Annotated in this window: 10 protein-coding genes; 3 read left to right on the top strand and 7 right to left on the bottom strand. The window is 65.1% G+C overall.

The window, feature by feature from the left end; all coding sequences use genetic code 11:
- The 4 genes from QCE88_RS23775 to QCE88_RS23760 all read right to left on the bottom strand — a co-directional run.
- Positions 1-304, bottom strand: a 304-nt coding sequence (locus tag QCE88_RS23775; protein ID WP_409018247.1) for a hypothetical protein, incomplete at its 3' end; no start/stop codon positions are given.
- Between the two features lie 2 nt (positions 305-306).
- Positions 307-1,677 (bottom strand): hypothetical protein, encoded by a 1,371-nt coding sequence (locus tag QCE88_RS23770; protein ID WP_309906892.1) that lies wholly within the window; start codon positions 1,675-1,677, stop codon positions 307-309.
- Between the two features lie 10 nt (positions 1,678-1,687).
- On the bottom strand, positions 1,688-3,961 hold the full coding sequence (locus tag QCE88_RS23765) for a type VI secretion system tip protein TssI/VgrG (RefSeq protein ID WP_309906890.1): 2,274 nt from the start codon (positions 3,959-3,961) through the stop codon (positions 1,688-1,690).
- Between the two features lie 264 nt (positions 3,962-4,225).
- Positions 4,226-5,083: a LysR family transcriptional regulator gene (locus QCE88_RS23760; protein ID WP_309906888.1), complete on the bottom strand. Its 858-nt coding sequence runs from the start codon at positions 5,081-5,083 to the stop codon at positions 4,226-4,228.
- A gap of 106 nt (positions 5,084-5,189) precedes the next feature.
- On the opposite strand from QCE88_RS23760, the gene QCE88_RS23755 reads away from it, so the two are divergent.
- Together QCE88_RS23755 and QCE88_RS23750 are read left to right on the top strand one after the other, a co-directional pair.
- Positions 5,190-6,068 (top strand): NmrA/HSCARG family protein, encoded by an 879-nt coding sequence (locus QCE88_RS23755; RefSeq protein ID WP_309906886.1) that lies wholly within the window; start codon positions 5,190-5,192, stop codon positions 6,066-6,068.
- 211 nt (positions 6,069-6,279) lie between these two features.
- Complete coding sequence (locus QCE88_RS23750) at positions 6,280-8,775, top strand: PAS domain S-box protein (protein ID WP_309906884.1); 2,496 nt, start codon at positions 6,280-6,282, stop codon at positions 8,773-8,775.
- Here QCE88_RS23750 and QCE88_RS23745 read toward each other — a convergent pair.
- A complete protein-coding gene (locus QCE88_RS23745; protein WP_309906882.1) occupies positions 8,717-10,678 on the bottom strand; it encodes a CoA transferase in 1,962 nt (653 codons plus the stop codon). The genes QCE88_RS23750 and QCE88_RS23745 overlap by 59 nt on opposite strands.
- A 64-nt stretch (positions 10,679-10,742) precedes the next feature.
- On the opposite strand from QCE88_RS23745, the gene QCE88_RS23740 reads away from it, so the two are divergent.
- On the top strand, positions 10,743-11,645 hold the full coding sequence (locus QCE88_RS23740) for a LysR substrate-binding domain-containing protein (RefSeq protein WP_309906879.1): 903 nt from the start codon (positions 10,743-10,745) through the stop codon (positions 11,643-11,645).
- A gap of 4 nt (positions 11,646-11,649) precedes the next feature.
- Here the strand turns inward: QCE88_RS23740 and QCE88_RS23735 are convergent, their stop codons facing one another.
- Both QCE88_RS23735 and QCE88_RS23730 read right to left on the bottom strand, forming a co-directional pair.
- Entirely contained in the window at positions 11,650-12,453 is an 804-nt protein-coding gene (locus QCE88_RS23735; RefSeq protein ID WP_309906877.1) for an enoyl-CoA hydratase-related protein, read from the bottom strand.
- Between the two features lie 15 nt (positions 12,454-12,468).
- On the bottom strand, positions 12,469-13,224 hold the full coding sequence (locus tag QCE88_RS23730; RefSeq protein ID WP_309906875.1) for an SDR family NAD(P)-dependent oxidoreductase: 756 nt from the start codon (positions 13,222-13,224) through the stop codon (positions 12,469-12,471).
- Between the last annotated feature and the right edge of the window lie 22 nt (positions 13,225-13,246).

Here is a 13,246-nt window from a genome sequence, read left to right as displayed (position 1 = left end):
CGCCCTGGACGACATCGTTCTTCATGACGGCGTCGACCGCCCCCAAACCCGACTGGACCAGATCGCTGCCCATCACATCGGCGATCTGCTGTTCATGGGCGTGCACGAACGCCTCGATCTGCTCCTCGACGAAGCTGAACACGATGCTGCCCATGACCGCCAGCGCCGCATTCGCGTACTCGCGCAAATCCAGCACCATGCCCACGTGCGGGTGCGGCAGCGGAACCGGCGCGGGCGACGGCGGGAGATTGACCCAATGCACGTCGATGCCGACCACCGGCGTCAGGTGGTTCACGGCCAACATCGTCATGTCGCCTGCGCCCCGGCGTTCACGTCATTGTTGTCGGGGTCGTGCGCTGACAGGCGGGCCGAGACTTCAGCGGGCGGCAGCGGCTGAACCGCCTGTTTCCAGTCGACGCCATAGAGCGAGCGCAGCGCGCCTTCCAGTTGACTGCGCTGCGCGTGCAGCCAGTCGATGCGCGCCAGCATCCAGGCGACCACGAGTGGCAGGTTACTGTTCGCGCGTAAAGCCGGATCGATGCCCATGCCCGCGTTCAGCGCGTCAAAGCCCGCTTCGAGCGCGGCCGCGCGTTCGCGTTTGCGATCGAGACACCAAGCCTGCATCCGATGGGCCTCGACCAGCATGATGGCGTCGTTCTCCGCCTGCGCGTATGGCGCCGCGCCGGCGTAGCAGCGCGCGGCATCGAGATAGCGCTCGCCCATCACATGCACGCTCGCTTCGCCAAACAAGCCGTTGAGAATGAGCTTGTTGCCCGCGGGAGCATCCAAAGCACGCGCCTGCTGCCCGGACGCGGCCGCTTCACGATACGCATGCAACGCCCGTTCGGGGTCATCCCATTTGAGATACGCTGCACCCGCCAGCAGATGCACGGTCGCACTCTGATCGAACCATTGGCGGCCGTCGCTCACCGCCAGCGCGGCCGCACGCAGGCGTTCGAGGCGGGCGGGGTCTTCGTGCGACAGGCTTTCCGAGAGTTCGACGAACAACCGCCTGAACTGCCCCGACGCCCCGCGCTCGCCCGATTGCGCGGCGAGTTCCCGAGGCAACGCATCCATCTGATAGTGTCCATGGATCACGTGCACGGCATGAGCTTGCCGCCGCGCGAGTCCGTCGAGCAACGTCGGCTCGGATCCATAGAGCGCCAACCTGAGTCGTCGGGACAGTTCGGCGTAAGAACCCTCCAGCAAGAGCACCAGTTTTTCGAGACATGCCTCGAACGCCTTGGGTTTCTTGATGCGCTCGGGAACCAGCACGAGCACCACACCGGGAAACACATCCGGGTGATGGCGCATCAAACTGCCAAGCATCGCCAGGAAGTAAGGCGCAGCAGGCTCACGATTCCGCTCGGGAGGCTGCCAGTCAGCGACGATGCCCGACCTTGCAGACCCCTCCCGACGCGCGTCATAGAACCGGATGACTTCTTCGGTCAGCGCAGTGACGTATTGATCCGCGTCTTCGAACGGCGCGCTCAATTCCAGCACGGCATTCGACAGCTCCCGTTGCCCCTGAAAGAAGGTCTTCAGCAGTTCGACGTCGGCCGGACTGGCATGCCAGTAGAGCAGACGCGCGGCAGGACTTTGGGCGAAGCGAAGCCAGTCTTCATGCGCGGCCATCAGCCGGCGCTCTACCGGATTGGTGGGTTTCCAGTCTTGCATGGCGCCGGCATCAAGGATTGAGCTTCAGCTTGGCGCCCTGAACCGTGTGCTCGCCGGTTGCGCTACTGGTGATGGTCGAGCCGTCGAACGTGACGGCCGAGCCGCTGATCGCATGACTGGTCGAGCCCGTTGATGTGATCTTGACGCCCGATATCGTGATGGTGCCGTCCTTGTTCATCGTGATGCTGGACGCGCCGCACTGCAGTGTGATCTTCGTCGTGGAAGTGACCAGCAAATCACCCGTAACCAGAACGTCCCGACCTTTTCCGACGCTGATCTCCTGATGACCCGTGACGGTCACCGTGTGGTCGTTCAGGAAGTCCGAAGTCTTGGCCAGATGAACCGTTTCGCGCTCCGTGCCGATAACCTCGGCCTCGCGATTCTGACGAACCGTGAAGGTATCCATGCCCACGACCGTCGATTCACGATCCTTGTTGACCGTATGCGTCTGCTTGCCGGTGATATCGGTTTTCTGGTCCCCGCCAATGATCAACGTGTCGTTATCCGTCACCTCGCGCTTGCGGTTGGCCTTGAGCGTGATGGTCTCGTCCTTCGTCACGGTCTCGGTGCGGGTTCCGGTGACCGTGGTGGTCTCGTTCCCGCCCACGGACTTCTCGCGATCCACCGCCACCTTGTGCGTTTCGTTGTTCTTGACCGTCGTGTTCATGTCCTTCTGGGCTTGCACCCAGAGTTCCTCGCCGCCCTGCTTGTCCTCCATGCGGATGCCGTTCGCCGTCTCGACGCCCCCTTTCATCGAGCGGGACAGCATTCCGCTTTGCGTCGCGTTGGCCGGCAGTGGCCAGGGCGGCATCGACTCCGCGTTATAAACGCGTCCCACGACGATCGGCCGGTCCGGGTCGCCGTTTTCGAAGTCGACAATCACCTCGCTTCCAATCCGCGGAATATTCACGCCGCCATAGCCGCCGCCCGCCCAGGGATACGACACGCGCACCCAGCACGACGAGTTCTGGTCCTTCACGCCCGAGCGGTCCCAGTGAAAACTCAGCTTCACCCGGCCGTATTGATCCGTCCAGATTTCCTGACCCGCCGGTCCCGTGACGATGGCGGTTTGCGGGCCGCTGGTGCGCGGCTTGGGATAGTCCTTGCGCGAAGGCCTGAAGGCAACCGTGGACGGCTGCACGACGAATGAGGCCACGAACAGGTAGTGGCCCGAGTTGCTCGTTTGATCCGGTTCCGAAGCGATGACCTTCGACGCGATGACCAGATATTCCCGGTTCGCCGTCTCGTGCGGAAAGCCTTCGAGCCTGAAGGTCGTCCCGCAGACGATATCGCGCACATTGCCCGAACCGGAAGCCCGTTCTCCCTGCGCGCGCCACTCCTCCATGCGCAAGCGCGCAAACTGTTCACCGTGTGAGGGATCGGTGTAATCGCCCGGCCACTCATAGCGCTCCAGACGGTTGTGGTCGGTTTCCAGCGGCAGCTCGTTCTGCTTGATCAGTGTGGCGCGCGGCTTCTTGAAATCGAAGTCGTTGGTGGTGACGCGCCCCGGTTGCAGACTGCCGTTGACTTCGAACCTGCTGATGTGCTCGGCATCGGTCTTGTGCCCCGGCGGAAAATAATGAAGCGTCTGATACGCCGCGCTCTGAACAGGCCGATGCGCGCCCACCTGATCCACCAGTACCATGCGATGAAAAGACTGGCTGTGCTCGAAGAACCAGTAGATGCCGTGCTCCGCCATCAGCCGCTGGATGAAGTCGAAATCCGTTTCGCCATACTGAACCTGGTAGTCCAGCACCGGATAGGATTCCGACAGCCGCATTTCATACGAGTACAGGTAGTTCTCGAACACCTCCTCGATGATCTCCACCACGGTCTTGCGCTGGAAGATCCGGTAGTCGGAACGCTGTTCGAGCAGCACCAGCCAGGGTTGCAGGACGAGCCGATAGAAGCCTTGCCGGTCGGACTGGCTCACGTAATCCGCATGCGTGACGAGGCCGCTGATCTCGCGCACGCCCGCGCCGATATTCATCACGCTGCCGAGCCCCATGCCCTCCAGTTCGATGGACACGGTCAGCTCCTTGCCGATCATCGCGTTCCGGTCGAGATTTGCCGCTGCCACTGCCGGCATCACCGAATCGAGCGGCGTGGAGCACTCGATGGTGTACGCATACAGCCGGGAAAGCACTTCCTCGCCATTGATCGACCGCAAGCGCAACGCGGGTTCACCCGTGGCCGCAACAGGCAGCGCCGCCCCGCTCAGCGTAATCGTGCGCTTCGAGCCGAGCGCCGCCCCGGCAATGTCCGCCGCGCTGCGCTCAAGCATTCCACTATTCTGTAACCCGACATTCGACACGATGAAACCTCGACAATCGATCTGAAGCGGAACACGCGGATTGCGTGTTCAACCGACTGTCAATGTATCCTCGCGACTGCATGCGTTTGAACGCGACTATTCTTAATTCTTCAGAGTGCGCACGCTGTCAAGAACAGGTATCCGAATTAATCAATGCCAGTAAGCATCATTAATCCAGATCACACTGTTTTCAGTTAATTCAAAGCCCTACATCAATGCTCACAAGACGCAAATTCACGCGTCGTGACCCGCTTTCAGCATGTCGATAAACGCGCGAACCTTCGCGCTCAACAGACGCCGCGAGCTATAGAGCGCCCAAAGCTCCACGGGCGCCCCCGCCTCGTATCCAAGCAGGTCGAGGCGGCCCGCCGCCACGTCGGCTTCGACAAGCATGCCCGGCAGCAACGCCGCGCCGACGCCCTGGAGCACGGCCTCACGCGCCATCAGCAACGACGACAGCCGCAACACCGGTTCGGGCGTGATCGCGCGCGCGCCGCCATCCGGTTGCTCGATCCGCCACGCTTCGTGCGCCGTGCGCGCCAACACCACCGCAGGCAACGTCACCGCGTCCGGTTCCGCCACGAAGCCGCGCGGTGCGACGAGCGCGCGCCGGTCGGTCGCCACGCAGCGTCCGACGAGCAATCCATCGGCGCCGGGATTGACACGGATCACGAGGTCATAGCCGTCCTGCGCGGGATCCGCCACGCGATCCTCGGCCACGATCTCCAGTTCGACCTGCGGATAGGCCCGCGCAAAGCGCGCCGCGACGCCCGGCAACTTCACGTGCGCGAATACGATCGGTGCGCTCACGCGCAAGCGTCCGCGCGGCACGGGCGCGCGAGCGGCGAGCGCGGCGCCTGCATCGTCGATCTCGGCCAGCAGCCCGCGCGTGCGTTCATGCAGCGCGCGGCCCTCTTCGGTGAGGCGCAGCGTGCGCGCGCCGCGCTCGATCAGCCGCACGCCCAGACTCTGCTCCAGCTCGGCGACGTGCCGCGACAACGTCGCCTTCGGCCGGCCGGTCTGGCGCGCCGCCGGGCCGAAACCGGCATGCAGCGCGACGGCATTGAAATCGACGAGTGCGATCAGGTCCATGTTCGTTCCATTTGCGAGACGAAGCGTCTCGAACCGAGGTCTATCGATGCTAAAGCGGAACGATTATCGTAGCAGCGTCCAAACCCATTCAGTAAGGAGCTTCGAAATGACCATTCTCGTGACGGGCAGCACCGGCGTGATCGGCACCCAGGTTCTTGGCCACCTTCAAGGCAGCGGCGCGAGTGTGCGCGCGCTGACGCGCTCGCCGGAGCGCGCGCAATTCCCCGCCGGCGTGGAACCCATAAAAGGCGAACTCGGCGATATCGGCGGACTGCGCGACGCATTGCAGGACGTCGACACCCTGTTCCTGCTCGCGCCCAACGCGGCAGACGAACTGACGCAGGCATTGCAGGCGCTGAGCATCGCGCGGGAATCGGGTGTGCGAGGCATCGTGTATCTGTCGGTGTTCAAGGGCGAGGCCTATGCGGACGTGCCGCATTTCATCAGCAAGCATGCGGTGGAACGCATGATCGAGCAGACCGGTCTGCCCGCGACCGTCCTGCGCCCCGCGTACTTCATGCAGAACGACGCGCGCATGAAGGAGGCGCTTCTGACGCACGGCGTCTACGGCATGCCGATCGGCGCGAAAGGCATCTCGATGGTCGATGTGCGCGATATCGGCGACGCCGCCGCGCGTGAACTGCTGCGGCGCGAACGCAGCGCGGATCCGCTGCCGCACGTCACTTACGAACTCGTCGGACCGGATGCGCTGACGGCGGACAGCATCGCCGCGATCTGGAGCGCCGCGCTGAACCGCGAAATTCACTATGGCGGCGACGATCTCGACACCTTCGAAGCGCGGATGAAAGGCGCCGCACCTGCCTGGCTTGCCTACGACATGCGGCTCATGATGCAGCGCTACCAGCGGGACGGCGCCGTGGCGAACCCGCACGAAATTGAACGCCTGTCCGAATTGCTTGGACGCGCGCCGCGCCCGTACCGCGATTTCGCGGCCGAATGCGCGCAGCAATGGGCAACTGAATAAAAGAGTCTCGAATTGGGGCTTTCGCAAAAGGGCGCAACCATGCGCCCTGACGATTTTCGCGAAACGCCCGTTCCCGATCCCTTTTAATAAAAACCCTAAAAGAGCAAACGTTTGGTCGCGGTTTTGTGTTCCAATTGATCTGATTATCTGTTTAAACCCCCACGATACTTTCGCAATAACCCTTGCGAATCATCGATTGGATATTCGGCTCATGCGGACTCAATCCGAGGCATCGACTTCAGAAAAGCGCAACACGGCGGAAGACGGGCGTCAGGCGCATTTCCAGCGCTGGTTCGCCACCTTCGCCAGCCTCGCGCATTCGCGGCTGCCGCTGTCCGCCTATCTGCAAAAAGTCACGGATACCTTGAAAGAAGTCGCCGGCGTCGCATCGGCGGTGGTGGAATGGATCGAAGGCGAGGAGCTCGTCTACCAGGCGGCAAGCGGCGCGGCGGCCGCGCACATCGGCGTGCGCCTGCCGACCGCCGGCAGTCTGTCCGGCCTGTGCATCACACGGCAGCAGGCGCTCATCTGCCGTGATACCGCCACGGATCATCGCGTGGACCGCGCCGCCTGCGAGGCCGTCGGCGCGGTGTCGATGGTCGTCGCGCCGGTCATCTACGAAAGCCGTTCGGTGGCCGTCCTGAAACTGATTTCCGGGCAGACGGATTTCTTCGGCCCGTCCGACATCAGCATTCTCAATGCGTTTTGCGCGTGCATCGCGGAAACCATCGCGCGCGAAGACATTGCGCAGGAAAACCGCAAGCTGCTGAAGGAAAACGCGAGCGTCGCCGCTGACCTCACGGTGGAGTCGTCGCTGCGGCTCGAGTACGAAAAGAAACTCGCCGACGCCATGCGCCGCCGCCAGACCGTCCTCGATAACGCGCACGTCGCGTTCGTGTCGATGGACGAAGCGGGCATGATCGTCGACTGGAACGAGGCCGCCGCGCTGCTGTTCGGCTGGAAAGCGTCCGAAGCGGCGGGCCGGGAACTGGCCGCGCTGATCGTGCCGGAACGTCTGCGCGACGGGCACCGTGCCGGGCTCACGCGCTATCTCGCCACCGGCGAAGCGCGCATGATCAACCGGCGCGTCGAGTTGCCCGCGCTGCGCCGCGACGGCAGCGAATTCGCCGCCGAACTCACCATCAGCGAAGTCTGGTACGAAGGCCAGCGCCAGTTCGCTTGTTTCGTGCACGACATCACCGACCGCCGGCGCGCCAGCGAGGCCAACGAACGTCTGCGGCTGCTGATCGATTCGGTCAGCGACTACGCCATCTGCATGCTCGACCAGAACGGCTACGTGCGCTCCTGGAACGAGGGCGCGCGCGCCATCTACGGCTTCACGGCCAACGAGGCGATCGGCCGGCATTTCGCGCTGTTCTACACGTCGGACGAACACGGCCGCGACCGTCCCATGGACGACCTCATGCTGGCCGCCGAACGCGGCCGGGTGGAACACGAAGACTGGCACATGCGCCGCGACGGCTCGGAATTCTGGGCGCACGTGATGCTGAGCGCGCTGCCGAACGGTTCGGGCGGCGAACGAAGTTTCGTCAAGATCACGCGCGACATGACGGCGCGGCGGCGACTGGAGGAACTGGAGGCGTCGAGCCGGCGCATGAACGAATTCCTCGCGCTGCTGGGCCACGAGTTGCGCAATCCGCTCGCGCCCATCCGCAATGCGGTCAGCATCCTCAAGCTCAAGGCCACCAGCGACGAAGAAGTGATCCGCAGCCGCCAGATCGTCGACCGGCAGCTCGCGCATCTGACGCGGCTCGTCGACGATCTCCTCGAAGCCGGCCGCGTGAGCTCGGGCAAGATCCGCCTCAGTACCGACATCATCGATATCGCCACGGTCGTGCATCTGAGCGTCGAGGCCAGCCAGCCGCTGATCGACGCACGCGGCCAGCGTATCGTCGTGAAGGACAGCGGGCAGCCGCTGTACGTCAACGGCGATCCCACGCGCCTCGTGCAGGCGCTCAACAATCTGCTCAACAACGCGTCGAAGTTCAGTCCGCCCGACTCGACCATCACGCTCGAAGTCGGCCCGCGCGGCGGCTCGGTGATGGTGCGCGTGATCGACCAGGGGCGCGGCATTTCACCGGAAGCGCTCGCCATCGTGTTCGACCTGTTCGTGCAGGAACATCCGCCGGGCGCGCATCCGGACGAAGGCGGACTGGGGATCGGCCTGACGCTCGTGCGGGCGATCACGGAGCTGCACGGCGGCCATGTGGAAGCGAAGAGCGGCGGTACGGGCCAGGGCAGCGCGTTCTCGCTGTGGCTGCCGCTCGCGGAGCCGCCGGCCGCCGGCGCGCCCGCGAGCACGACGTCCGGCATGGCCGCGACCCGTCAGCTCGACGTGCTCGTGGTCGACGACAACCGCGATTCCGCCGACAGCATGACCTTGCTCGTGGACATGCTCGGTCATCGCGCGCGCCCTGCGTACGACGGGTCCGAGGCGCTGGCTGCCTTCGGGACAGAACGGCCGCAGGTCGTGCTGCTCGATCTCTCGATGCCCGGCTTGACGGGCTTCGACGTGATCCGCCGCATGCGCGACGAAGGCGCGCGCGTGGTCGTCGCGGCGATGACCGGACTCGGATCGGATGAAGACCGGGCACGCACCCGCGCCGCGGGCTTCGACGCGCATCTCGTCAAGCCGGTCGATCTTCCGGAACTGGAACGCGTGCTGGCGCTGGCGGGACGGGGCTGACGTCACTCACACGTCGCGGCGCACCGGGAATGCCGCGCACGCAGGCAGGCGTCTTCGCCAGTCGATAAGGCGGCTTCAGCACGGGCCAGAAGGCGCCGTGCTCATCGCGCGCGGCGGAGAGCACGTCGGCGAGAAAGTCGCCGTCCTGCAGCAATTCGTCGACGCGTACCACCGGCACGGCGCACGCCATCTGCTGCGCGGCCAGCGCCTTCGGCAGCGTGGCGCACCGCGAGCGCTCCGCATCCGACGCGTCGCGTTCGATCCATACATGGCCGTCCAGACAGGCGAGCACTTCGCCATGCACGGACGGACGGCCCGCCGCAAACAACGCGCACCACGCGGCAACGTCCTGCATCGATATCTCGATGAACGCGCCTGTGCCCGATGCACGCCCCGCCAGCCGCGCGAGGATCGCGAACAACGCGGCCTGGCCGCCGAGAATGTCCGCGCCCGACGCGCCGATCTTCACCGGTACGCCGTTGCTGCGGGTCAGGTCCATCAGGCCGCTCATCGCCTGGATGACCGTGTCGAATGCCGGCCGCGACGGATACGCCGTCGTCATCCCGAAGCCCGAGATCGAGCAATAGACGAGCGCCGGATTGATGGCCCCGAGCGTCTCGCGCGCAAAGCCGAGTTTGGCGAGCGCGCCAGGCCGCAGGTTTTCGACGAGCACGTCGGCGTCCGCAAGCAATTCGCGCAAGTGAGCGCGGTCGCTGTCCTGCTTGAGATCGAGCGCGAGCGTCTGCTTGTCCGTGTTGTTCAGCGCGAAGAAATAGCTCGTGCCGCCTTGTCCCGGCGCCCACGCGCGCGCGGCTTCGCCATCGGGCGGCTCGATTTTCACGACATCCGCGCCGAGTGCCGCCAGATGCTTGCCGACGAGCGGCGCCGTCGTGTACTGGCCGATCTCGATCACCTTCACGCCCGCAAGCGGCGCCGGGTTGCCGCTCGCGGGCCGCTCCGGCCGCTCCGGCCGAGCAACGTTGCGCGCTTCGCTCAATCGCGACGCCGCAAAAATCGGCACCTGCCGATACGTCTGCGCATCGACGCCCGCCGTTTCGATAGCCCGTGCCGCCGCCGCGTGACGCAGGCGGAAATTCGGCTCGGCCGCCAGCTCGTGCATGCCGACAATCGGTCCCGCCGCCACGCCGATACGCTCGCACACGCCCACGCACTCATCGGTGCCGAGCGTCGTGGTCCAGGTTTCGAGCAGCGCGTCGAGTTCGTCGACGTGACGCACGCGGCCCGCGAGCGTCGCGAAGCGCGCATCATCGAGCAGCGCCACGTTCGCCGCCGCCCTGAGCTTGCGCCACTGTTCGTCGGTGCTGGTGCAGATGAGAATCCAGCCGTCGCGCGTCCGATACGCGTTCCACGGCGCGCTCGCCGGATGGCGGTTGCCCACGCGTCCCGCCGCGCGGCGCGCAAAGGCGGCGGGCAGGAAGGTGGTGAGCGCGTTGGCCGCACAGCCGCTCAGCGTGACGTCGATGTTCTGCACCCCGCCGCCCAGGCGCTTCACGCGCACCGCCGCGGCGATCGCCGCCGCCGCGTACAGCGCCGCCGATATCTCCGTCAGCGGAATGCCGATCCGCACCGGCGCGCCCTGCGTGAAACCGGTGGTGTCCATCAGGCCGCTCATCGCCTGGATCTGCGCGTCCGTCCATGACGTGCCGGCGCGCGAATCCTGCGGCCCGGTCGCGGTGATATCGCACACGATGTGCACGCCTCCCGCCTTCCATCCGGCGATCCCGTCCGTCTCGCCGCGATCCGAGGAAATCACGATGACGTCGTAACCCGTCCCATCCGCGCTGTCGAACTCGACACACGCACCCGCCTGTTCAAGCAGGACCGCGCACAAGCGCACCGCATCGCGCGCGCCGCACGCGAGAACCCGCAAACCGTTCAGCATGATCGTCTCCTTCTCCGTGTCTTCACGGCTGGCGCGCCCGCGCGCGCATTGCTACCATTTTTCGATGCGAACCCTTCCGTCACTCAACGCCCTGCGCGCCTTCGAAGTCTGCGGAAGGCTGCTCAGCATCCAGCTCGCCGCCGACGAGCTGAACGTCACGCCTGCCGCCGTCAGCCGGCAGATCAAGCTGCTGGAAGACCAGCTCGGCGTACTGCTGTTCGAGCGGGGCCATCGCGCGATCACGCTGACGCCGATGGGTTCGCGCTATCTCGCCGACGTCATCCGCAGCTTCGAGACGCTGCGTGCCGCGACCGTGAATCTCACCGAGGCGCGGCGCCGCCGCACGCTCAAGATCCGCGCCTATACAACGTTCTCGATGAACTGGCTGCTGCCGCGTCTGTCGACGTTTCATCGCGATCATCCGGATATCGAAGTCAGCCTGACCACCTCGTTGCAGCCGGTCGACTTCAACTCCGAGGACGTCGACGCCGCGATCCGCCTTTCCCACGCACCGTCCTCGGAGTTCGGCTTCGACCGCCTGGTGCCGAACGAACTCGTGCCGGTATGCAGCCCGGATTTCCTGCACGCGCATCCCGACCTCAACGACGCCACGCCTGAAGCGCTGCGTCAGGTGCCGCTCCTGCATTCGCTCGCGCGTCCGGAAGACTGGGCCAAGTGGCTCGACGCGGCCGGCGTGCGCGGCGTGAATCCGCTGGGCGGGCTCTCCTACGAAAGCTCGATCCTTGCGTACTTCGCCGCGACGCAGGGCCATGGCATCGCGATCGCGCAGCGCGTGCTGGTCGCCGATCAATTGCGCGCGGGCACGCTCGTCATGCCGTTTTCCTTCGTGCTCGATCTCGGCGCGTTCACCTACTACCTGATCTATCCGCCTGCTCATCTTTCGAGTCCTGAGTTCGCCGCGTTCCGCACCTGGCTGCTGTCCAGCGGCGACGACGCGCAAAGCTGACGCATCAGCGCCCGGCATAGCGCGGCGCGCGCTTTTCCGCGAACGCCTTGCGCCCCTCGATGCGGTCTTCCGAATCACGCAATGCGCCCCACGCCATCTCCGTGAATTCGAGTGCTTGCGCGAGCGGGACGTTGGCGCTGGTCTCGATGACCTTCTTGATCATCTGCACGGCGAGCGGTCCGTTCGCGGCGATCGTGCGCGCGAGTTGCAGGCTCTCTTCCAGCAGCGCTTCGGGTTCCGTCAGGTCGGATACGAGACCGACCTGGTGTGCATAGGCCGCGTCGATCCTGCCGCCGGTGAGCAGCATCTTCATCGCGATGGCGGACGGCACGGCGCGTTGCAATGCCTGAATGCCGCAGACGCCCGGAATGCTGGCGACCACGGCTTCCGGCAAGCCGAACACCGCGCTCTTCGATGCGATGCGCAGGTCGCATTGCAGGGCCAGCTCGAGACCGCCGCCGAGGCAATAACCGTTGATCGCGGCGATCAGCGGCTTGAAGATGCGCAGCGAGCCGAGTTCCATCAGGCGCACGTAGATGCCCTCCGCGCCGGCGCGTTCGAGCGGCTTGACGAAGGACGCGCCGAACGAGGTCGAAGGCGGCAAGCTGCGCTTGAGATCCGCGCCGACACAGAACGACTTCGTGCCCGCGCCGGTGATCACGATCACGCGCACGTCATCGTCGTCGCGGGCATCGGCGAGACGCGTGCGCAGTTCGACGAGCGTATCGAGATCGAGCGCATTGAGCGCTTCGGGGCGGTCGAGTGTCAGCACCGCGACGTGTTCCGACACGCTATAGCGAATCGTCATGATGGCCTCCGTGTCTCAAACGCTCGGCGACGCAAGCGAGCGCCCGCCGCACACATACAGCGTCTGGCCGGTGATATACGACGCTTCGCGCCGCGCGAAGAAACGCACGGCTTCGGCGATATCCTCCGGCGTGCCGATCCGCTGCACCGGCACCGACTGCGTCAGCTTCTCCTGAAGCGCGGGATCGAAGGCCTGGAACAGCGGCGTATCGACGATGCCGGGCGCAACCGCGTTGACCGTCACGCCGTCGCGTGCCCATTCGAGCGCGAGACTGCGCGTGAGACTCACGACACCGCCCTTCGCCGCCGAGTAGTTCACCTGCCCCACGCCGCCCAGCCACGCGCGCGACGAGATATTCACGATGCGCCCATGACGTGCCGCGCTCATGTGTCCGAGCACCGCGCGGCAACACAGAAACTGCGACTTGAGATTGACGTCGATCACGGTGTCCCAGTCGTCGTCGCTCATGCGGGTGATGCGCTTGTCGCGCACGATGCCCGCGTTGTTCACCAGCACGTCGATGCGTCCATGGCGTTCCATCACGCTCTCCACGGCTTGCCGGACCGAGTCACCCTTGGTCACGTCGACGGCCAGCGCCATGACGTCGACGCCGGCGGCATCGAGCGTCGTGGCCGCGTCGTCGAGCGCCGCACGATCGCGGTCGAACAGTACGATGCGCCTGCCGTCGCGCGCCAGCCCCTGTGCGATGCCAAAGCCGATTCCCTTCGCGCCGCCCGTGACGATGGCGACCTCGTTTGCTGAAGCACTCATTGCTGTCTCCTTGAATGAATGC

Origin of the sequence: Caballeronia sp. LZ035 (genome assembly GCF_031451175.1) — a bacterium.
Classification (GTDB): domain Bacteria; phylum Pseudomonadota; class Gammaproteobacteria; order Burkholderiales; family Burkholderiaceae; genus Caballeronia.
Note: the sequence above shows the minus strand (reverse complement) of the source record. Positions and strands in the feature narration are given on the sequence as shown.

Bases quoted from the DNA above. Each gene is read 5' to 3' on its own strand.
- QCE88_RS23770 (WP_309906892.1), bottom strand. From the start codon at position 1,677: ATGCAAGACTGGAAACCCACCAATCCGGTAGAGCGCCGGCTGATGGCC.
- QCE88_RS23765 (WP_309906890.1), bottom strand. From the start codon at position 3,961: ATGCTTGAGCGCAGCGCGGCGGACATTGCCGGGGCGGCGCTCGGCTCG.
- QCE88_RS23735 (WP_309906877.1), bottom strand. From the start codon at position 12,453: ATGACGATTCGCTATAGCGTGTCGGAACACGTCGCGGTGCTGACACTC.
- QCE88_RS23755 (WP_309906886.1), top strand. From the start codon at position 5,190: ATGACCATTCTCGTGACGGGCAGCACCGGCGTGATCGGCACCCAGGTT.
- QCE88_RS23740 (WP_309906879.1), top strand. From the start codon at position 10,743: ATGCGAACCCTTCCGTCACTCAACGCCCTGCGCGCCTTCGAAGTCTGC.
- QCE88_RS23760 (WP_309906888.1), bottom strand. From the start codon at position 5,083: ATGGACCTGATCGCACTCGTCGATTTCAATGCCGTCGCGCTGCATGCC.
- QCE88_RS23745 (WP_309906882.1), bottom strand. From the start codon at position 10,678: ATGCTGAACGGTTTGCGGGTTCTCGCGTGCGGCGCGCGCGATGCGGTG.
- QCE88_RS23750 (WP_309906884.1), top strand. From the start codon at position 6,280: ATGCGGACTCAATCCGAGGCATCGACTTCAGAAAAGCGCAACACGGCG.
- QCE88_RS23730 (WP_309906875.1), bottom strand. From the start codon at position 13,224: ATGAGTGCTTCAGCAAACGAGGTCGCCATCGTCACGGGCGGCGCGAAG.